The sequence below is a fragment of the Streptomyces sp. NPDC091416 genome (assembly GCF_044756845.1).
GTDB lineage: Bacteria > Actinomycetota > Actinomycetes > Streptomycetales > Streptomycetaceae > Streptomyces.
Genome location: NZ_JBIVTU010000007.1, coordinates 490,978 through 511,139, shown reverse-complemented (window position 1 = coordinate 511,139; position 20,162 = coordinate 490,978). Strand labels below are relative to the sequence as shown.

The following is a 20,162-nucleotide window of genomic DNA, read 5'->3' as shown; positions in this document are numbered from 1 at the left end:
GGAACGGACGCTTCCTTTGTACTCACCCTCAGAACATTTTCTGGGGCTTTCCTCCGGGCGCTTCCCTTCGGTCTTGCGTTTCCGACTCTATCAGACTCTTTCGTGTCCGATTCCCGGTCGAAGCGGGTTTCGCATTTCCGCTTTCCAGTTCTTCGCTTTCGCGCTTTCCCTTTCGGCGTGTCCACTACTTTAGCGGATTCCCTCGGTGACTCATAATCGAGCCATTCAGGTCGTATTTCGGCACGCCAAAATACGCACCCGCTGAGGGTGAATCGTAGGTAGTGGTTGGCCGCTTCGGGTTGCCAGGCGTGCGATCCGATGGACCGAACCAAAAGCTGTACCCGTGTCAAGCGGCTCGGACTACAGTAGGCGTCCACCAAGGGCGAGTCAAGTCGGCCTGCGGCGTGAGTCATGGGCCGGTAAGGGCTCGTTGCGGGTCATCGTTGATCCGGAAGCGCCACGGAGAGACCGGTTCCGTCACCGCCCACCCCCGTGCAAGGGCTGTTTCACACCTGGTCACCGCGGGTGACTACCCCGCAATACGGGGAGAGGGAAGCCGGGGGCAGGCGATGGCGTCCGCTCATGGAGCGCCCGGCCCGGCGTCGAGGGCCGGGCGCGCGAGGGGGCGGCCCTTTGGCCGGTTCTCTGTCTTTGCGGGCCGAGAACCGACGTGTGAGTGCGACGCCGAGCGCTGGGCGCGCCTCTACTCGGCGGACTCCGGTCCGTGAGGCAGCAGCCTCCCGCCGAGCAGCACCGCGCAGCCCGCGAGGGTCAGCAGTCCTCCGGCGAGGAAGGTTCCCCGCGCATCGGCCAGCGGCAGGATCAGTCCCCCGAGCGCGGCGCCCCCGGCGATACCGGCGTTGTACGCACCGGAGTTCGCCGCGAGTGCGATATCCGTGCGGCCCGGTGCGCAACGCAGCATCTCGTTCTGGGTGGTCATGAACACCGGCCCGAGCGCACTGCCCATCAGCGCCAGGAACACCACCGCCGCCACCGGGTTCGTGCCGGTCGCGTACAGGCCGAGCATGCCCACCGCCTGTGTGGCCACGGCGGTGGTCAGCGCGGCCTGCGGAAAGCGGTCGAGCAGGGCCCCGGTGACGCTCACCCCGGCCAGACACGCGGCGCCGAAGGCGACGAACAGGGTGCTGATCACGCTCGGGGAGAACCCGCTCACCTCTCTGAGGAACGTGACGATGTAGGTGTATCCCGCGAACGCCCCGGTGGCGGACAGAGTCCCGGCCGCCAGCACGATCCCGAACCGCCGGGTGTCGGGACGGATTCCGTAGGCGGCGGGCTCCTCCTCCGGACGCGAGGTCGGCAGCAGCACGGCGACCGTCACCAGAGAGAGGAAGCCCAGGGCCGCCGGCACGGCGAGCGGCACCCGCCAGTCGCTCCGCTGTCCCAGCCACGTCCCGGCGGGAACACCGAGCACGAGGGCGAGCGAACCCGCGACGGACAGAGCCCCTAGTACGCGCCCACGGACTCCGGGCGCGAACAGGCCGACCGCGACCGGTCCCATCACGGCCCAGAACAGCGCCTGGGCGAGCGCGGTCAGGAGCCGTGCCGCGAGGAGCAGCCAGTACGAGGTGGCAAGTGCCGCGGCCAGGCTGGACACGACGAGCGCGGCCAGCAGTCCTGTCAGCACATGACGTCGGGGCAGGGCCCGCGTGGCATGGACGAGCGGCAGTGATCCAACGGCGACCGTCACGCCGTAGCCGGTGACCAGGAGACCGACCTCCGACGGGGAGACCCGAAGGCTTCGGGAGATGAGCTCCAAGAGGCCGATCGGCAGGTTCTCCGCCGTGTTGAAGGTGAAGGCGGCCGCCATGAGGCCCACGAGCACGGCCGGCCCGTGCCACGGAGCCGGTCGCCCCGTGATCGCACGGTCTCTTCCCGCGCTCGTCCGTGGTGCCCGCTCCATGGCATGGTCCATGGAGGTATCCCAGTCGGCTCACCGATCCCCGCGCAACCGCATTCAGCAGCACGGGGCGGGAACAGGGTGGCGGCCCTGCCCCGGAGTTCGGGGTCATCGGTTCATGCCGGATGACACGCCGGCACAGGACCTCCCGGCCGGCTTCCGGTTCCGGTGGGCGGTTCCGCGTCACGGCGCACAGCGGCTCAGGCTCCGGCGGACGGTCTTGCTCTCGGGCTCAGCCGGTATGCCGAGACCGTCGCGTCACCGGCGAGGTAGAACCGGTGCTGCCAGTCGTGGGCCTTGCTCACGCCCACCCGGGGACCGGTCTGGATGAGCGCGGCGGGTACCCGCTCGCCCCCGGACAACCGCACCGAGGTGCCGGCCAGGAGATCCGCGCCATTGTGCTCCGCCGTGATGCCGAGTGCCTGGCAGAAGTTCCCCGGACCTCGGGCAAGACGTGGACCCTCGACCGTCTCCCCTCGGCGCCTGCGTGCCAGGTCCTCGCCCTCGACGACCCTGCCTGCCCGGACGAGGACGGCCGAGGCGATGCCGTCCGTCCCGGTGACGACGTTGGCGCACCAGTGCAGGCCGTGGGACCGGTAGACGTACAGGTGGCCCGCGGGCCCGAACATGACGGCGTTACGTGGGGTCCGGCCCCGGTAAGCATGGGAGGCCGGGTCGGCCGTGCCGGAGTACGCCTCGGTCTCCGTGATGGTGATGCTCACGGTTCCCTCGGGGGTCTTGCAGGTCAGAACGCTCCCGAGCAGTTCGGGGGCGACCTCTTCGGCGGGCCGCGTCAGCAGCCTGCGGTCCTGGCCATCGATCATGACGTCCGAGGCTACCGGGAACCGACTACGGTCATCACGCGTATGTAGGGGTCAGGACCTAGGAGGAGAAAACATGGGCTTCAAGCGGCTGCTCGCGAGCATGGGTGCCGGTGGCGCCTCGGTGGAGACGGAGCTGACCGAGCTCAACGTCGTACCGGGCGGGGTCGTCCAGGGCGAGGTGCGGATCCAGGGCGGTTCCGTGGACCAGCAGATCGAGGGCCTTTCCGTCGGTCTGCAGGCCCGGGTCGAGGTCGAGGGCCAGGACCAGGAGACCAAGCAGGACATCGAGTTCACCAAGCTGCGCCTCGGTGGTGCCTTCGAGGTGCGGGCGGGCGCGGTGCACGTCGTGCCGTTCGGGCTCGAGATCCCCTGGGAGACGCCGATCACGATGTTCGCGGGCCAGCACCTGCACGGCATGAACATCGGGGTGACCACGGAGCTGGCGATCGCGCGGGCGCTGGACTCGGGCGACCTCGACCCCATCAACGTGCACCCGCTGCCGGCGCAGCAGGCCATCCTGGACGCGTTCGGGCAGCTGGGCTTCGGCTTCCGCAGCGCGGACATGGAGCGAGGCCACATCCGCGGCACGCGTCAGCGGCTGCCGTTCTACCAGGAGATCGAGTTCTTCCCGCCGTCGCAGTACCGGGGGCTGAACCAGGTCGAGCTGACGTTCGTCGCGGACGACCGCGAGATGGACGTCGTTCTGGAGATGGACAAGAAGCCGGGTCTCTTCAGTGAGGGCAGCGACTCCTACCGTGCGTTCAAGGTCGGTCTGAACGACTTCCAGGGGACCGACTGGGCGGCGTACCTGAACCAGTGGCTGGCACAGGTCGGCGGGCAGCGCAACTGGCTCTAGGGTCGAGGGGAAGGAGACTTTCCGAATCCTTCCCATCCTTCCGCGAGCAGAACCGATCAGGAGAGGTGCTGACGTGACCGAGCCGAAGAGGGCCCCGCTGCCGCACGACTTCCATCCCGAGGTCCCGTCGTTCACCGTGGCGAGCGAGGACCTCGCGCCGGGGGCCGTGCTTGCGGACGCACAGGTCCACGCGGCGGGCAACACCTCGCCGCAGCTGCGGTGGGAGGGTTTCCCCGCGGAGACGAAGAGCTTCGCCGTGACGTGCTTCGACCCGGATGCCCCGACGGGCAGCGGCTTCTGGCACTGGGTGGTCTTCGACATCCCGGCTTCGGTCACGGAACTGCCCGCGGGTGCGGGGAGCGGGACGTTCGAAGAACTGCCCGCGAGCGCCGTCCAGGCCCGTAACGACTACGGGTCGAAGGAGTTCGGCGGCGCCGCCCCGCCGGCCGGCGAGAACCACCGCTACGTGTTCACCGTGTACGCGGTGGACAGCGAGAAGCTCGGTCCGGACAGCGACACCTCTCCGGCGGCGGTCGGATTCAACCTGCGGTTCCACACGCTGGGCCGTGCCCAGCTGATCGGTGAGTACGCGGAGCCCGCCACGAACGGCTGAAGTCAAAGGTTCCACCCCTGTTTGCCCTGCCCTGGTCTTGGAGAGATCAGGGCAGGGCATTTTTTATTGCGTTGTCCATCACGGCCTGCCCGGCCAGAGTTGATCCGGGCCTGCCAGGGGGCGGGCGGCACACGGGAGGTGGGCGAAATGCGGGACACACTGGTGCTGAACGCGAGCTTCGAGCCGCTGTCGACGGTGACGCTGAACCGTGCGGTGGTGCTGATTCTTCAGGACAAGGCCGTCGTCGAGCAGTCGCACCCCGACCTCCGTATGCGTGGTGCCGCCGTGGACATTCCGTTGCCCCGGGTGATCAGGCTCTGCCGGTACGTACGGGTGCCGTTCCGAAGACAGGCACCGTGGTCCAGACGGGGTGTGCTGATCCGGGACCAGCACAGATGCGCGTACTGCGGGCGGCGGGCGAGCACCGTCGACCACGTGGTGCCGCGGGCCCAGGGCGGTCAGGACACGTGGCTCAACACGGTGGCCTCCTGCGCCGAGGACAACCACCGCAAGGCGGCGCGTACGCCGGAGCAGGCGGGCATGCCGTTGCTGAAGCAGCCGTTCGTGCCGTCGCCCGCGGACGCGATGCTGCTGGCGCTGGGGGCCGGTGACCGGTCGGCGCTGCCGGAGTGGCTGGCGCAGTCCGCGGCGTAGCCGCCGTACGCCTGGTGACGTAGGGGAAGCCCGCTTCGGTGAGGAGCGGGCTTCCGTGCGTCAGCGCAGTACCAGCTGGACGATGGCGACCGTGCCGACCGTGACGATGAGGGCGCGCAGGAACGTGGGGCTGAGCCGGCGGCCGATCTTGGCGCCGATCTGACCGCCGAGTGCGGAGCCGACGGCGATCAGCACGACGGCCGTCCAGTCGAAGTCCGCGACGAAGAGGAAGAAGAGCGCGGCGATGCTGTTGACGACGGCCGCCAGGACGTTCTTCACAGCGTTGAGGCGCTGCATGGTGTCGTCGAGCAGCATGCCCATCAGGGAGAGGTAGATGATCCCCTGGGCGGCGGTGAAGTAGCCGCCGTACACGCTGGCGAGCATCAGGCCGACGAAGAGCAGCGGGCCGCCGTCGGGCCGGACTGTGGCACCTGTGTGTTCGCGGCGGCGCTGGACCGCTTTGCTGATGCGCGGTTGCAGGATGACCAGGACGAGCGCGAGAGCGACCAGGATCGGGACGATGGTCTCGAAGGCGCTGGACGGCAGCTTGAGCAGCAGCGTGGCGCCGGTGAGGCCGCCGATCAGGGCGCCGGCGGAGAGCTTGAGGACGCGGCGGCGCTGTCCTTGGAGTTCCTTGCGGTAGCCGATCGCGCCGCTGATGGATCCGGGGATCAGACCGAGTGCGTTGGAGACGGTGGCGGTCACCGGAGGCAGGCCGGTGGCGAGCAGCACCGGGAAGGTGATCAGTGTCCCCGACCCGACGATCGTGTTGATCGCGCCCGCGCTGACGCCCGCGACGAAGACCGCGAGCATCTCCCAGATGGTCATACCGACTCCCCCGTGCATGATCGGTGCTTGGTGCACTGATCATGCATGAGGGGGTGTACACGTCATTCGACCGGGGGCTGCTCGCGTCGCTCCTTGCCGCCGGTGTCGAAGCCGGGCATGCCGGTGCCGAGGTTCCCGAAGGCGCCGCTGAGGCCCTTGAGGGCGTCGCCGATCTCGCTGGGCACGATCCACAGCTTGTTGGCGTCGCCCTCGGCGATCTTCGGGAGCATCTGGAGGTACTGGTACGAGAGGAGCTTCTGGTCCGGGTCGCCTGCGTGGATCGCCTCGAAGACCGTACGGACCGCCTGGGCCTCGCCCTCCGCGCGCAGGGCGGCCGCCTTGGCCTCACCCTCGGCGCGCAGGATCGCGGACTGCTTCTCGCCCTCCGCGGTGAGGATCGCCGACTGGCGGGTACCTTCGGCCTGGAGGATCGCGGCGCGCTTGTCACGGTCGGCGCGCATCTGCTTCTCCATCGAGTCCTGGATGGAGGTGGGCGGCTCGATCGCCTTCAGCTCGACGCGGTTGACGCGGATGCCCCACTTGCCGGTGGCCTCGTCGAGGACTCCGCGCAGCGCGGCGTTGATCTCCTCGCGGGAGGTCAGGGTCCGCTCCAGGTCCATGCCGCCGATGATGTTGCGGAGCGTGGTGACGGTGAGCTGCTCGATGGCCTGGATGTAGCTGGCGACCTCGTACGTCGCCGCCCTGGCGTCGGTCACCTGGTAGTAGATGACCGTGTCGATGTTGACGACCAGGTTGTCCTGGGTGATCACCGGCTGCGGTGGGAAGGGGACGACCTGTTCACGCAGGTCGATCCGGTTGCGGATCGAGTCGATGAACGGAACGACGATGTTCAGGCCCGCGTTGAGGGTGCGGGTGTACCGGCCGAAACGTTCCACGATGGCGGCGCTGGCCTGGGGGATGACCTGGATCGTCTTGATCAGGGCGATGAAGACGAGCACCACCAGAATGATCAGGACGATGATGATCGGTTGCATCGTTTCCTCGTGCCCTTCGGTTGCCGACGGATCGCGATGAGCGAGGTCGAGATCGGATGGGCCGTGGGTCAGGTCGGTTGTCCTGCCGGTCCGGTTTCCATGATGATCGACATCGAGTCTCGCAGAACGGGCGCTGCTGTGGGGGCCGTTCGCCTCACATGACGACGGCCGTGGCCCCGTCGATGTCGACGACATCGACCTGTTGGCCCGGTTCGAAGCTGAGCTCCGCGTCGAGGGAGCGGGCCGACCAGATCTCTCCGGCCAGCTTGATCCGGCCGCCGCTGCCGTCGACCCGTTCCAGCACGACGGCCTGACGGCCCTTCAGCGCGTCGATGCCGGTGGCCAGGTGGGGCCGGTCCCCGCGATGCCGGTTGGCGATCGGGCGGACCACGGCGATGAGGGCCACCGAGACGATGACGAAGACCAGGACCTGGGCCACGACTCCGCCGCCGAGTGCCGCGACGACCGCCGCGACCACCGCTCCGACGGCGAACATGCCGAACTCGGGCATCGCGGTCAGGACGAGGGGGATGCCCAGTCCCACCGCGCCGATCAGCCACCACACCCACGCGTCGATGTCCACGTGGTCATCGTATGACCGGGAGTCCCTCCGGGGACAGTGCGCAAGCGGTCGGGTCCGGCGGCGCCGGGACCAACGCCCCTCAGCCGAGCGGCAGTCCGCGGGCCGTGTAGCGCTCGCCCTGGTGCTCGACGACAAGCGGCAGACCGAAGCAGAGGGAGAGGTTGCGGGAGCTGAGCTCGGTCTCCATGGGGCCGGCGGCGAGGACCTTGCCCTGGCGGATCATCAGGACATGGGTGAAGCCGGGGGCGATCTCCTCGACGTGGTGGGTCACCATGATCATGGAGGGCGCGTACGGGTCGCGGGCCAGCCGGCCGAGGCGGCGGACCAGGTCCTCGCGGCCGCCGAGGTCGAGACCCGCGGCCGGCTCGTCGAGGAGGAGCAGCTCGGGGTCCGTCATCATGGCGCGGGCGATCAGCGTGCGCTTGCGCTCGCCCTCGGACAGCGTGCCGAACTTCCGGTCGAGGTACTCGGTCATGCCGAGCCGGTCGAGGAAGGCGCGGGCGCGGTCCTCGTCGACCTTGTCGTAGTTCTCGTTCCAGGTGGCGGTCATGCCGTACGCGGCGGTGAGCACCGTCTGCAGCACGGTCTGGCGCCTGGGCAGCTTCTCGGCCATGGCGACGCCCGCGATGCCGATGCGGGGGCGCAGGTCGAAGACGTCGGTTCCGACGCCGCCGAGCTGCTCGCCGAGGACCGTGGCGGTGCCCTTGGTCGGGAAGAGGTAGCTGGACGCGATGTTGAGGAGGGTGGTCTTGCCGGCGCCGTTCGGGCCGAGGATGACCCAGCGCTCCCCCTCCTTGACCGACCAGGAGACGTCGTCCACCAGAGCGCGTCCGTCGCGGACCACTGATACGTCCACCAGCTCCAGTACATCGCTCATGAGCGCGTTGTCTCCCCATGCAGTCTCGAGATCGTCGCGTGCCTGTGGGCACAGCTCCCAGGGAAAACCTACGCCACTGCGCGAGCGCTTCAGGCGCTGGGCCCGTCGTCGCCCGGTTGTCGTACGGTCCCCGCCCGGCCGGACGCAGGGCCGGACGGTACTTCGCGGGCACCACCTAGGCTGTCGCCATGCTTTCGGAACCACGCTCAGGACTGCTGGCCGCTTGGGGCAACGCGTTGCTGGCCGGGCTCGTGTCGCCGGACGACGCGGCGCTCGCCATCGTCGGACAGGACGCGGTGCACCGCGTCGAGGGGCTGCCGGGTGAGGCGGGGCCGGTCGGTCTCACGCTCGCGCTCGGGCGGCTGCGCGGGCTGGGGGTGACGGGCTTCCGGGTCGCGCTGCCGGTTCCCGGGCATCCGCTGGGCCTCAGCGGCCCGGCGGAGTTCAACGCCAGGGCCCTGGAGGCCGAGGAGGCCGTGGTGACCTTCGGTGCGCCGTACGGGCTGGTGCCCGAGGTGCGGGAGGCGGGGCCCGCGGGAGACCTCCGCGTCGATGTGGTGTGGCAGTGCCTGGCGGTACGCGAGGCCCCGCCGGCCGATGTGCCGTCGCTGGGCGAGGCGGAGCGGGAGCTCGCCGAGGCGTTGCGGGACGCGACGGCGCTGCTGTCACGGCTCGATGTGGCCGGATCGGGCCCGGTGGCCGAAGCCGCGGTGGACGCGTACCGGGCGCGGGCGGAGCGGGGGCGCGAGGTGCTGGCCCCGGGATATCCGCCGCGGGCGGTACGGGTGCTGGAGCTGGCGCAGCGGGTCGGGCTGCTGGTCTCGGTGGCGTACGAGAACGGGCACGGCGGTGCGGTCAGCGCGTCGGAGATGGCGGCGCGGGGGGAGGCGCTGCGGCCGGTGGAGCGGGTGGCCCGGCGGGCGCAGGTGGCGGCGTACAACGCGTATGTGGAGGAGCGGGCGCGGTAGGCGCGCAGGTCCGGACGGCACGGCGCGGTGGACACGCGAGGGCGCACAGGACCGGGCCGCACGACGCGGCACGGTCGGCACGCGGGGCCCGGTCGGACGGCGCGATGCCGCCGGCCCGGCCCTCGTGGGCCGGGCCGGCGGCATCGCCGTGGCTGCGGCGCCTCAGCCGTTCAGGCCGAAGTTGCCGAAGGCAGGGTTGAGCAGGCCGATCACGTTGACGGTGTTGCCGACCACGTTCACCGGGACGTGGACCGGGACCTGGACGAGGTTGCCGCTGGCCACACCCGGGGAGTGGGCCGCGACACCGTGGGCGCCGGCACCGCTGTGACCGGTGGCGGAGGCCGCTCCGGCACCGGCGGCGATGATGCCACCGGCGATCATGGTGACGGCAGCAGCCTTCTTCAGGTTCTTCACTTCAGGATCCTCCTAGCGTCGCTGCGGCCGGCCGCCGCAGCACGCCATGAAGAACGCATCCGGCCGGAAGAGGATGCGCCGTTCGGGTGACGTACACACGGGAGTGTGAAACCCGCGCTCGGGGAGTGACGCCCGGATGCGGCCGCCGGTTCAGCCCGCCGCCCCGTTCCGGACCGCCCAGAGCGCTGCCTGGGTGCGGTCGGAGAGGTCCAGCTTCATCAGGATGTTCGAGACGTGCGTCTTGACGGTCTTCTCGGAGAGCACCAGGGCCCGCGCGATCTCCCGGTTCGACCGGCCGTCGGCGATCAGGCCCAGAACCTCCCGCTCCCGCTCGGTGAGGCTGCTCCCCCGGCCCGTGCCGCTGCCCGGGTCGTCCTGGGCCAGCAGCGCACCGGCCACTTCCGGCTGGAGCAGGACGTGGCCCGCGTACACCGAGCGGATGGCACCGGCCAGTGCGTCCGGGTCGACGTCCTTGTACACGTAGCCGGAGGCACCGGCGCGCAGGGCGGGGACGACGGTGCGCTGTTCGGTGAAGCTCGTGACGATCAGGACCTTGGCCGGGTTCTCCAGCTCGCGGAGCCTGCGCAGGGCCTCGATGCCGTCGGTGCCCGGCATCTTGATGTCCATCAGCACCACGTCGGGCCGCAGCTCCTCCGTCCTGGCCACGCCTTCGGCACCGTCGGCCGCCTCGCCGACGACCTCTATGTCGTCCTGGATCTCCAGGAACGTGCGCAGACCTCGGCGGACCACCTGGTGGTCGTCGACCAGCAGCACCCTGATGAGCCTGTCAGCCACCGGGCACCTCCATCTCGATCGTGGTGCCCTTGCCGGGCGCCGATTCAACGGTGAGCTTGCCGCCGACGCCGTCGGCGCGGTCCCGCATCGAGACGAGGCCCAGGTGCCTGCCCGCCAGGCGGGTGGCCGCCGGGTCGAAGCCGCGGCCGTCGTCCGAGATCCGCAGCACCGTGCCGCCGTCGCGGCGGGCGAGCGTGACGTCGACGTGCCCAGCTCCCGAGTGGCGCAGGGCGTTGTGCAGGGCCTCCTGGGAGACCCGGAGCAGGGCCTCCTCCTGGGCGGCCGGCAGGGCCCGTACCGCAGTGCTCGCGAAGGTGACACGGGCGGTGTGGGCGCGGTCCAGGACCTGGATCTGGGTCCGGAGGGTGGCGATGAGGCCGTCCTCGTCGAGGCCTGCGGGGCGCAGTTCGACGACGGCGGCACGCAGTTCGTCGACGGCCTCGGCCGCCAGGGCCGCGACCTGCTGGAGCTCGCCCTTGGCGCGGGCCGGGTCGCGGTCGACCAGCGCGGCGGCGGCCTGGGCGGTGAGCCGGAGGGAGAAGAGCTTCTGGCTGACCGCGTCGTGCAGCTCGTGGGCGAGCCGGGAGCGTTCCTCGGCGATGGTCAGCTCACGGCTGCGCTCGTAGAGCCGGGCGTTCGTCAGGGCGATCGCGGCGTGCTGGGCGAGTATCCCCAGCAGTTCCTCGTCCTCCGCGGTGAAACCGCAGGTTCCCTCGGGCTTCGGGCAGCGCTTGTTGGCGAGGAAGAGGGCGCCGATGACGTCGTCGCCGTCCCTGATCGGCAGCCCGAGGAAGTCGGACATGTCGGGGTGGGCGGCCGGCCAGCCCTCGAAGCGCGGATCCTTGCGGACGTCGGCCAGCCGCTCGGGCTTCGCCTCGTGGAGCATCGCGGCGAGGATGCCGTGCTGCCGCGGGAGCGGGCCGATGGCCTTCCACTGCTCGTCGCTGACGCCGTCGACGACGAACTGGGCGAAGCCGCCGTGGTCGTCCGGGACCCCGAGGGCCGCGTACTCGGCGTCCAGCAGTTCACGGGCCGACGCGACGATCGTCTTCAGGACGTCCCGCATTTCGAGGTGCCTGCTCATGGCGAGCAGCGCGGCACTCACCGCAGCGAGGCCCGACGGTGGGCGATGGCTCATGGCCTCACCGTACCGGCGGGCCCACCGGCTCCGTATCGGGCTGTGGACGGCCCTGACCGGGGCTCTGGGACTAGGACCACGAGCCGGGCCGCTCCCCCGTGCCTCCCGGGGTGCCCCCTCAAGCCGCTCGACCGATCCGCACTGCACTGCACTGCACTGCACCGCACCGCACCGCACCGCACCGCACCGGAACCTAACATTCCGAATTGCTGTCGCAACGGACGGTGAAACTGTTACCCACCCGATGTGAGGCCATGCATAGGACCCACGTCACTTACGAAGCTCCCTAGTGGAGCGATAAGGGCGATTTGGGTGGTCATGAGCAGGGATGAAGGGTTCAAAACACCCTCCTGTTCCACTACCCGGCTTCGTACGTCACACCTTTGCCACGCCGTTTTGCTGCCGCTAACAATTGCACTCGTCCCCGACGGAGAAGCGAAGTCGCCTCCCGTCTTCGTCCTCCGTGAGGACCTTCCGCGATTCGAAGAGGTATGCCTGTATGTCCGCGTCCCGCATTCCCGGCCGTATCCGTAACCTGAACAAGACCCAGAAGCTCTCCGCCGCCGGCATCTCCGCCGTCGCCGCCGCTGCCCTCTCCTTGTCCCTGGTGCCGGGTAACGCCGCGGCCGAGACCGAGCCGCAGGCCCTCTCCGCGTCTCCCGTCGTCTTCGACTCCACCGCGCCGCAGGCGAAGACGATCCAGAACAGCATCCTGGAGCAGCACTCCACCGCCGAGCAGCTGGTCAAGGCCGTCGACGCCGCGAAGGCCGAGAAGGCCGCCGCCGCCAAGGCCGAGAAGGCCAAGGTCGAAGCCGTCGCCAAGGCCGAGAAGGTGAAGAGCGAGGCGCACATCAAGGCCAAGGCGAAGAAGGCCAAGGCGAAGAAGGACGTCTCCGAGCGCCGCAACCACGCCGCGAGCCGCTCCGAGTCCCGTAGCCCGGTCTACTCCGACAACCTGGACGGATGGATCAAGGAGTCGCTCGCCATCATGAAGGAGCGGGGCATCCCGGGCACCTACGAGGGCCTGCACCGCAACATCATCCGTGAGTCCAGCGGCAACCCGAACGCCATCAACGACTGGGACATCAACGCCCAGAACGGCGTGCCGTCGATCGGTCTGCTGCAGATCATCAAGCCGACGTTCGACTACTACCACGTCAGCGGTACCCCCCACACCCAGTACGACCCGGTCGCCAACATCACCGCGTCGGCCAACTACGCCGCCGACAAGTACGGCTCGATCGACAACGTCGACAGCGCGTACTGAGCAGTTCCCGACCGACGCCGAAGGGCGGCACCCCCGCGGGGTGCCGCCCTTCGGCGTCGTGCTGTGCGCAGGGGCTGCCCGCTACTTGCGCATGACCTCGGGCTCGTGGCGGCGCAGCAGCCGGGCGACCGCCACCCCGCAGATGATGCCGAGGACCAGCAGCACCGCGACGTTGATCCCCCACTGGCCGGCCGAGTGCTCCCACAGCGGGTCCAGGTCCGTGGGGTTCTTCTGGTCCCACGGCGGCATCAGGTGGGCGAGGTCGAGCGTGGAGCCCGCGCCCGCGATGGCCCAGCGGGACGGCATCAGCCAGGCGAACTGCTCCAGGCCGGGCGATCCGTAGACCTGGAAGAGGATGCCGGTGAAGACGACCTGGACGATCGCGAACATGACCAGCAGCGGCATGGTCTTCTCGGAGGTCTTCACCAGCGAGGAGATCACCAGGCCGAACATCATCGAGGTGAAGCCGAGCGCGATGATCGTCACGCAGAGCTCCACGGCGGGCGGCATGATCAGGCCCTCGGCGGGCAGGTCGCGGGTGGCGAAGCCGATGCCGCAGATGATGACGCCCTGGATGGCCGTGATCACGCCGAGCACGATCACCTTGGACATCAGGTAGGCCGAGCGGGAGAGGCCGGTGGCCCGTTCCCGTTCGTAGATGACCCGTTCCTTGATCAGCTCTCGTACGGAGTTGGCCGCGGCGGAGAAGGTCATCCCGATCACCAGGATCAGCATGATCGTGCCGGCGTCGCCGTTGAACCGGGACGGCGGCTTCGGCGGGGCGAGGCCGAAGTCGGCGGGGATGACCACGCTGACGATGCCGAGCACCGCCGGCAGGATCACCATCAGGCCCATGAAGCCCTTGTCGGACGCGATCACCGAGACGTAGCGGCGCATCAGCGTCCACAGCTGGGTCATCCAGCCCTGCGGCTTCGGCGGGCGCATCTGCTGGTGCGGCGGCATGTGGACGGGCTGCGCGGCGACGGCGTCGATGTCCGCGGCGTACATCTGGTAGTGCTGCGAGCCGCGCCAGCGGCCCGACCAGTCGTAGTCGCGGTAGTTCTCGAACGCGGAGAAGACGTCGGCCCAGGTGCTGTAGCCGAAGAAGTTGAGCGCTTCCTCCGGCGGGCCGAAGTAGGCGACGGAACCGCCGGGCGCCATCACCAGGAGCTTGTCGCAGATGGCCAGCTCGGCGACCGAGTGCGTGACGACCAGGACGGTACGTCCGTCGTCGGCCAGGCCGCGCAGCAGCTGCATGACATCGCGGTCCATGCCCGGGTCGAGGCCGGAGGTCGGCTCGTCCAGGAAGATCAGCGAGGGCTTGGTCAGCAGCTCCAGGGCCACGGAGACGCGCTTGCGCTGGCCGCCGGAGAGTGAGGTGACCTTCTTGTCCTTGTGGATGTCGAGCTTGAGCTCGGCGAGGACCTCGTGGATCCGGGCCTGGCGCTCGGCCTCCGTGGTGTCCGCGGGGAAGCGGAGCTTGGCGGCGTACTTGAGGGCCCGGGTGACGGTCAGCTCCTTGTGCAGGATGTCGTCCTGCGGGACCAGACCGATGCGCTGGCGCAGCTCGGCGAACTGCTTGTAGAGGTTCCGGTTGTCGTAGAGGACGTCGCCCTGGTTGGCGGGCCGGTAGCCGGTGAGTGCCTTGAGCAGGGTGGACTTGCCGGAACCGGACGGGCCGATGACTCCGATCAGCGACTTCTCCGGGACGCCGAACGAGACGTCCTTGAGGATCTGCTTCCCGCCGTCGACCGTCACCGTGAGGTGGCGGGCGGCGAAGGAGACCTCACCGGTGTCGACGAACTCCTCGAGCCGGTCGCCGACCAGCCGGAACGTCGAGTGACCGACGCCGACGATGTCGTTCGGGCCGATGAGCGCGGAGCCGGACTTCGAGAGCGGCTGACCGTTGACGTACGTGCCGTTGTGGGACCCGAGATCGCGGATCTCGAACCGGCCGTCGGGTGTCGCGTGGAACTCGGCGTGGTGGCGCGAGACCTGGAGGTCGGAGACGACCAGCTCGTTCTCCAGCGCACGGCCGATCCGCATCACCCGGCCGAGCGCGAACTGGTGGAACGTGGTCGGGCTGCGGTCGCCGTAGACGGGCGGTGCCCCCGCCGCGCCGCCCGGGCCGCCGCCGTGAGGTCCCGGTGCCATGCCCTGCTGCGGCGGCACATAGGGCTGCTGCTGAGCCGGGGGCTGCTGCGGCCAGGCCTGCTGCTGGGCCTGCGGGGCCGGCGGCTGCTGCTGTACGCCCGGCGTCGGCTGGTACGGCTGCTGCTGCGGGGCCTGCTGCGGCTGCTGGGCCGGGGCCTGGGCGCCCGCGGCCGCCTGCCCGCTGTACGCGCCGGCTCCGCTGAGGCTCAGCCGGGGGCCGTCGGTGGCGTTGCCCAGGTTCACGGTGGAGCCGGGCCCGATCTCCATCTGGTGGATCCGCTGGCCGTGCACATACGTGCCGTTGGTGCTGCCGTGGTCCTCGATGAACCAGCCGCGTCCGCTCCAGCTGATCGTGGCGTGCCGCCACGACACTCTGGCGTCGTCGATCGTCATGTCCCCCTGCGGATCACGTCCGAGGGTGTACGACCTGGACGGATCGAGCGTCCAGGTCCTGCCATTCAATTCCAGTACGAGTTCCGGCACTCCGCGCCCCACTAGTTGTCCCCCGAATTACCCCCGTTGCAGGGAGTCTAGGGATGCTGAACATCGTGGGGAACTATTCCAGGAGCAGTCCCCGATGCGAAAGCCGGGCGGGCGGTTGACCGAACCGAGACCGCACCGTTGCGAACGACCCGGAGTAAAACGCCGGTTATCACCGCGACTGCCGGCAGAGCATGCGGACGGCACCGAAGGCGAACATTCCCGGCACCGGACCGGCTGTCCGGTCCTCGGGACGGGCCGTCGGGGGCGTACCGCGGACCGATACGGTGGGAGCACCATGAGCGCATCTCAGCCCCCTCAGTCCTCGCTGTCCCCTGAGCCTCCTGAGTCACGTCGGGACGCGGACACGCCGACCCTCCTCGTGAAGATCTTCGGGAAGGACCGGCCCGGCATCACCGCCGGGCTCTTCGACACCCTCGCCGCCTACTCGGTCGATGTGGTCGACATCGAGCAGGTCGTCACCCGTGGCCGTATCGTCCTGTGCGCGCTGGTCACCGCGCCGACCGCGGGCGGGACCACCGAGGGCGACCTGCGGGCCACCGTGCACAGCTGGGCGGAGTCGCTGAAACTGCAGGCCGAGATCATCTCCGGCACGGGCGACAACCGTCCGCGCGGCGACGGCCGTTCCCATGTGACGGTGCTCGGGCACCCGCTGACCGCGGAGTCGACCGCGGCCATAGCGGCCACGATCACCTCGACCGGCGGAAACATCGACCGTATCTTCCGGCTGGCGAAGTATCCGGTCACCGCCGTCGAGTTCGCGGTGTCGGGCACCGGGACCGAGACGCTGCGCACCGCGCTGGCCGTCGAGGCCGCCGGGATCGGCGTCGACGTGGCGGTCGTCTCGGCCGGGCTGAGCCGCCGGGCGCAGCGGCTCGTCGTGATGGACGTCGACTCGACGCTGATCCAGGACGAGGTCATCGAACTCTTCGCGGCCCATGCCGGCTGCGAGGCCGAGGTCGCCGCCGTGACCGAGCAGGCGATGCGGGGCGAGCTCGACTTCGAGCAGTCGCTGCACGCGCGCGTGGCGCTGCTGGCGGGGCTCGACGCGTCGGTGGTGGAGAAGGTGCGCGCCGACGTCCGGCTGACGCCGGGTGCCCGCACCCTGATCCGTACGCTGAAGCGGCTCGGCTACCAAGTGGGCGTCGTCTCCGGCGGGTTCACGCAGGTGACGGACGATCTCAAGGAGCGGCTCGGGCTCGACTTCGCCTCTGCCAACACCCTGGAGGTCGTCGACGGGAAGTTCACCGGCCGGGTGACCGGGGACATCGTCGACCGGGCGGGCAAGGCCCGGCTGCTGCGGAGCTTCGCCGCGGAGGCCGGGGTGCCGCTGGCGCAGACGGTGGCGATCGGTGACGGGGCGAACGACCTGGACATGCTGAACACCGCGGGGCTCGGGGTCGCCTTCAACGCCAAGCCGGTGGTCCGCGAGGCGGCGCACACCGCGGTGAACGTGCCGTTCCTGGACACCGTGCTGTATCTGCTCGGCATCACCCGCGAGGAGGTCGAGGCCGCCGACGGTCTCGTCGAATAGGGGCACGCGTACAACAGGGCCCGGGTCCGCACGCCGAGGCATGCGGACCCGGGCCCTGTCGTCGGCCGGGGCGGTCAGTCGTTCGGAGTCCAGTACTCGACGAGCTTGCCGACGCCGTGCTCCACGCTCTTCCAGGTGCCGGGGAGCTCGACCACGGCGAACGCGGCGGTCGGGAAACCGCCGCTGGTCATCCGGGCCAGAGCGTCACCCTCCGCCCCGCCCGACAGGGCGTCGGCGACGGCGTGCATGCCGGGGTTGTGGCCGATGACCAACAGATCGCGGACGTCGTCGGGGGTCTCGTTGATCAAGGCGATCAGCTCGCCGAGCGAGGCTTCGTAGAGCCTCTCCTCGTACACGGTCCTGGGACGCTCCGGCATCTCGTGCACGGCCAGCTTCCAGGTCTCACGCGTCCTGACCGCGGTCGAGCAGAGGGCCAGATCGAAGACGATTCCGGAATCGGCGAGTCTGCGGCCTGCCACGGGGGCATCCTTGCGGCCGCGCTCCGCGAGCGGCCGCTCATGGTCGGAGTCCTGCGACCATTCCGCCTTCGCGTGCCTGAGAAGGACGATCCTGCGAGGTGTATCGACGCTCATACACCTCAGCTTCGCATGAAATGTGCCAGCTGGCGCAGGGTGTTGGAGGGCTTCCCCGCCCCGTGCTCCGGAGGTCAGGCGGTCAGCAGCTCCACGATTCGCTCCAGCAACCGGCCGACCACGGGATCACCCGTGGCGGCCTGCGCCTGCCCCGGTCCGGCGATCAGCAGCAGGAGCGCGCCGAAGGCCACGGCGGGCAGCGCGACGGCCCACCACGGCAGCCTGACCTCGACACCGGCGGCGTCCGGGCGGGTGGAGCGGGTGTGCGTACGGGTCGGCATGTCCGCCTCCGTGGGTGCTGGATTCCGGTACTCAGAACCTACGGATCCGGGGGCGCCGCTCCCATCCGGTGAGCCACCCACTTCACCCTGACCCTGGCCCCCTAGGGGATGGTGGGGCCAGCCCCACCATCGCACCGGGAGCCGGGCGTCACGGAGAGGCGATGGAGGCGATGATGCCGACGACGACGGTGATCAGCAGCATGGTCCCGAAGACCATGAGCAGCTTCTTCTGACCGTTCTGGGGATTCGGATCGAGCACAGGAGACATGGCCCCAGTCTCGCATCTCAGCATTCGTCCTCGATCGTCCGGTCCCGGCCGGCCAGGATGCCGGCCACCATCTGGGGCACCATCAGGGCCGCCATGAGCGCGATGGGCAGCTCCCAGCCGCCGCTGTGCTGGTAGAGCACGCCGACCAGGAGCGGTCCGGGGATCGAGATGAGGTAGCCGGTGGACTGCGCGAACGCGGACAGCCTGACCACTCCGGCGCCGCTGCGGGAGCGCATGCCGATCATGGTGAGAGCGAGCGGGAAGGAGCAGTTCGAGATGCCCAGGAGCACGGCCCAGACCCAGGCCCCGCCGGACGGGGCGAGGTAGAGGCCCGCGTAGCCGATGAGGCCGCAGACGCCGAGGAAGACGACGATCGGGCCCTGGTTCCTCATCCGCGCGGCGACCCTGGGGATGACGAAGGCGAGCGGCACGCCCATGGCCATGGTGACGGCGAGCAGGACGCCCGCCGTACCGGCCGAGACCCCGGCGTCACGGAAGATCTGGGGCATCCACCCCATGGTGATGTAGGCGGCGGTGGCCTGGAGGCCGAAGAAGCAGGCGAGGGCCCAGGCGGTACGGCTGCGGGTGATCCGGAGCGCGGGGGCCTCGGTCCGGTGGGCCGCGGCGTGTCCGGCGGCGCCGCTGCGGTCCCGTACCAGCGGGATCCACGGCAGGATCGCGGCGGCGGCGAGCGCGGCCCAGACGCCGAGGCCTGCCTTCCAACTGCCACCCATCGCCTCGGTCATGGGTACGGTCACGGCCGCGGCCAGCGAGGTGCCGAGGGCCAGGGCCATGGAGTAGAGGCCGGTCATGGAGCCGACGCGGTCCGGGAACCAGCGCTTGACGATCACCGGCATCAGGACGTTGCTGACGGCGATGCCCATGAGGGCGAGCGCGCTCGCGGCGAGGAAGCCCGCCGTGCCTCCGACGAGGGGCCTGATCACCAGGCCCGCGGTGATGGCGACCATGCCCGCGCAGACGACCGCGCCCGGTCCGAATCGGCGGGCCAGGCGTGGGGCCATGATGCCGAAGACCGCGAAGCAGAGGGGCGGTACGGAGGTGAGTACGCCGGCGACGCTGCCGCTCATGTGCAGCCCGTCGCGCACCTCTTCGAGGAGGGCGCCGAGGCTGGTGATGGCGGGGCGGAGGTTGAGCGCGGTGAGGACGAGCCCGACGGCGACCAGGCGGAACACCCACGGCGCGGGTCCGGCGGCCCGGGCCGGCGCCTCGGTGCGGGGGGCCGCCGGCGCCGCCGGGTCCAGTGTCCTGGTGGGGGTCCGGGGAGAGGTTTCGTCGTCACGCATGGGGCCATCATAGAATCATGGGATGATTACTTGTCCAATCCTCTGAGAAGATTCGGATACCTCCGCGAGACGGCGGGGCGCCCGCCGTCCCGCCGCACACCCGAGCAAGGAGCACCATGGCGCTGACGTCCCCGCGGCGTTCGGCACTCGCCGACCAGGTGATTGCCCAGTTGCGGAACCAGATCACCTCGGGCGAGTGGCCCGTGGGTTCGCGCATCCCCACCGAGCCCGAGCTGGTCGAGCAGCTGGGGGTGGCCCGCAACACCGTCCGCGAGGCGGTGCGCGCGCTCGCGCACAACGGGCTGCTCGACATCCGGCAGGGTTCGGGCACCTATGTGGTGGCCGTCAGCGAGCTGGCCGGGGTGATGCACCGCAGGTTCGCGTCCGCCGATCCGCGCCATGTGGCCGAGCTGCGCTCGACGCTGGAGTCGTCGGCGGCACGCCTGGCCGCCGGCCGTCGCACCGAGCGGGACCTGAAGCAGCTGGACGCGCTCATGCTGCGCCGGGAGGAGACCTGGGCTGCGGGGGACGCCGAGGCGTTCGTGGCGGCGGACGCGACACTGCACCTGGCCGTGGTCGCCGCCTCGCACAACGAGGTGCTGACCGGGCTCTACGCCGACCTGGGCGACCTGCTGCGGGATTATCTGCGGGACGACATCGGCCATGAGCTGCGGCCGGAGAACCACATGGACCACAGCCGGCTCGTCGAGGCGATCCGGGCCGGGGACGCGGAGACCGCTGCCGCGGAGGCCGCGAGCCACGCGCTGAGCTGCCTGGTGGACCGGGTCTGACGCCAC

21 protein-coding genes are annotated in these 20,162 nt (G+C 69.9%); 7 read left to right on the top strand and 14 right to left on the bottom strand.

The genetic code is table 11. From position 1 onward, the window contains the following. Positions 1–703: 703 nt before the first annotated feature. Together ACIQMX_RS23460 and ACIQMX_RS23455 are read right to left on the bottom strand one after the other, a co-directional pair. The gene (locus tag ACIQMX_RS23460; protein ID WP_402480778.1) at positions 704–1,828 is read right to left on the bottom strand and encodes an MFS transporter; all 1,125 of its coding nucleotides are present in this window, start codon (positions 1,826–1,828) and stop codon (positions 704–706) included. A gap of 290 nt (positions 1,829–2,118) precedes the next feature. Beyond that, positions 2,119–2,742: a DNA-3-methyladenine glycosylase gene (locus tag ACIQMX_RS23455; RefSeq protein WP_402480741.1), complete on the bottom strand. Its 624-nt coding sequence runs from the start codon at positions 2,740–2,742 to the stop codon at positions 2,119–2,121. Between the two features lie 73 nt (positions 2,743–2,815). Here ACIQMX_RS23455 and ACIQMX_RS23450 point away from each other — a divergent pair, with 73 nt between their 5' ends. The 3 genes from ACIQMX_RS23450 (at position 2,816) to ACIQMX_RS23440 (ending at position 4,865) form a co-directional block, all read left to right on the top strand. After that, positions 2,816–3,598, top strand: coding sequence for a sporulation protein (locus tag ACIQMX_RS23450; RefSeq protein ID WP_363078740.1), 783 nt, complete (start codon positions 2,816–2,818; stop codon positions 3,596–3,598). A 73-nt stretch (positions 3,599–3,671) separates the two neighbouring features. Beyond that, positions 3,672–4,211: a YbhB/YbcL family Raf kinase inhibitor-like protein gene (locus ACIQMX_RS23445; protein WP_402480738.1), complete on the top strand. Its 540-nt coding sequence runs from the start codon at positions 3,672–3,674 to the stop codon at positions 4,209–4,211. A 147-nt stretch (positions 4,212–4,358) separates the two neighbouring features. Beyond that, on the top strand, positions 4,359–4,865 hold the full coding sequence (locus tag ACIQMX_RS23440; protein WP_402480736.1) for an HNH endonuclease: 507 nt from the start codon (positions 4,359–4,361) through the stop codon (positions 4,863–4,865). A gap of 60 nt (positions 4,866–4,925) precedes the next feature. Here the strand turns inward: ACIQMX_RS23440 and ACIQMX_RS23435 are convergent, their stop codons facing one another. The 4 genes from ACIQMX_RS23435 to ACIQMX_RS23420 form a co-directional block, all read right to left on the bottom strand. Continuing rightward, the gene (locus tag ACIQMX_RS23435; RefSeq protein ID WP_363078746.1) at positions 4,926–5,693 is read right to left on the bottom strand and encodes a sulfite exporter TauE/SafE family protein; all 768 of its coding nucleotides are present in this window, start codon (positions 5,691–5,693) and stop codon (positions 4,926–4,928) included. A 62-nt stretch (positions 5,694–5,755) separates the two neighbouring features. Beyond that, positions 5,756–6,688 carry an SPFH domain-containing protein gene (locus ACIQMX_RS23430; protein WP_363078748.1) on the bottom strand — a complete coding sequence of 311 codons (933 nt, stop codon included), beginning with the start codon at positions 6,686–6,688 and terminating at the stop codon, positions 5,756–5,758. A gap of 154 nt (positions 6,689–6,842) precedes the next feature. Then, complete coding sequence (locus ACIQMX_RS23425) at positions 6,843–7,271, bottom strand: NfeD family protein (RefSeq protein ID WP_363078750.1); 429 nt, start codon at positions 7,269–7,271, stop codon at positions 6,843–6,845. A 79-nt stretch (positions 7,272–7,350) separates the two neighbouring features. Further along, positions 7,351–8,148 (bottom strand): ABC transporter ATP-binding protein, encoded by a 798-nt coding sequence (locus ACIQMX_RS23420; protein ID WP_402480732.1) that lies wholly within the window; start codon positions 8,146–8,148, stop codon positions 7,351–7,353. Between the two features lie 188 nt (positions 8,149–8,336). Between ACIQMX_RS23420 and ACIQMX_RS23415 the strand changes: the two genes are divergently transcribed. Further along, positions 8,337–9,116, top strand: coding sequence for a hypothetical protein (locus tag ACIQMX_RS23415; protein WP_363078752.1), 780 nt, complete (start codon positions 8,337–8,339; stop codon positions 9,114–9,116). Between the two features lie 162 nt (positions 9,117–9,278). Here the strand turns inward: ACIQMX_RS23415 and ACIQMX_RS23410 are convergent, their stop codons facing one another. The 3 genes from ACIQMX_RS23410 to ACIQMX_RS23400 form a co-directional block, all read right to left on the bottom strand. After that, a complete protein-coding gene (locus tag ACIQMX_RS23410) occupies positions 9,279–9,530 on the bottom strand; it encodes a chaplin family protein (protein WP_219572718.1) in 252 nt (83 codons plus the stop codon). A 150-nt stretch (positions 9,531–9,680) separates the two neighbouring features. Then, positions 9,681–10,325: a response regulator transcription factor gene (locus ACIQMX_RS23405; protein WP_363078756.1), complete on the bottom strand. Its 645-nt coding sequence runs from the start codon at positions 10,323–10,325 to the stop codon at positions 9,681–9,683. Further along, complete coding sequence (locus ACIQMX_RS23400; protein ID WP_402480727.1) at positions 10,318–11,463, bottom strand: GAF domain-containing sensor histidine kinase; 1,146 nt, start codon at positions 11,461–11,463, stop codon at positions 10,318–10,320. Before ACIQMX_RS23400 ends, ACIQMX_RS23405 begins: the two co-directional genes overlap by 8 nt. Positions 11,464–11,962: 499 nt before the next feature. Between ACIQMX_RS23400 and ACIQMX_RS23395 the strand changes: the two genes are divergently transcribed. Beyond that, a complete protein-coding gene (locus tag ACIQMX_RS23395) occupies positions 11,963–12,730 on the top strand; it encodes a transglycosylase SLT domain-containing protein (RefSeq protein ID WP_402480725.1) in 768 nt (255 codons plus the stop codon). An 81-nt stretch (positions 12,731–12,811) separates the two neighbouring features. Here ACIQMX_RS23395 and ACIQMX_RS23390 read toward each other — a convergent pair whose 3' ends face one another. Continuing rightward, entirely contained in the window at positions 12,812–15,379 is a 2,568-nt protein-coding gene (locus tag ACIQMX_RS23390) for an FHA domain-containing protein (protein ID WP_363078762.1), read from the bottom strand. A 283-nt stretch (positions 15,380–15,662) separates the two neighbouring features. On the opposite strand from ACIQMX_RS23390, the gene serB reads away from it, so the two are divergent. Continuing rightward, on the top strand, positions 15,663–16,919 hold the full coding sequence (gene serB / locus ACIQMX_RS23385) for a phosphoserine phosphatase SerB (RefSeq protein WP_363078764.1): 1,257 nt from the start codon (positions 15,663–15,665) through the stop codon (positions 16,917–16,919). A gap of 74 nt (positions 16,920–16,993) precedes the next feature. Here the strand turns inward: serB and ACIQMX_RS23380 are convergent, their stop codons facing one another. From ACIQMX_RS23380 to ACIQMX_RS23365, 4 genes are all read right to left on the bottom strand, one after another. Then, complete coding sequence (locus tag ACIQMX_RS23380; protein ID WP_363077584.1) at positions 16,994–17,512, bottom strand: histidine phosphatase family protein; 519 nt, start codon at positions 17,510–17,512, stop codon at positions 16,994–16,996. Between the two features lie 74 nt (positions 17,513–17,586). After that, entirely contained in the window at positions 17,587–17,793 is a 207-nt protein-coding gene (locus tag ACIQMX_RS23375) for a hypothetical protein (RefSeq protein WP_363077582.1), read from the bottom strand. Between the two features lie 148 nt (positions 17,794–17,941). Next, complete coding sequence (locus ACIQMX_RS23370) at positions 17,942–18,052, bottom strand: SGM_5486 family transporter-associated protein (RefSeq protein ID WP_363077592.1); 111 nt, start codon at positions 18,050–18,052, stop codon at positions 17,942–17,944. 26 nt (positions 18,053–18,078) lie between these two features. Continuing rightward, the gene (locus ACIQMX_RS23365; RefSeq protein WP_363077580.1) at positions 18,079–19,365 is read right to left on the bottom strand and encodes an MFS transporter; all 1,287 of its coding nucleotides are present in this window, start codon (positions 19,363–19,365) and stop codon (positions 18,079–18,081) included. 116 nt (positions 19,366–19,481) lie between these two features. Here ACIQMX_RS23365 and ACIQMX_RS23360 point away from each other — a divergent pair, with 116 nt between their 5' ends. Beyond that, entirely contained in the window at positions 19,482–20,156 is a 675-nt protein-coding gene (locus ACIQMX_RS23360) for a FadR/GntR family transcriptional regulator (RefSeq protein WP_363077578.1), read from the top strand. Positions 20,157–20,162 lie beyond the last annotated feature (6 nt).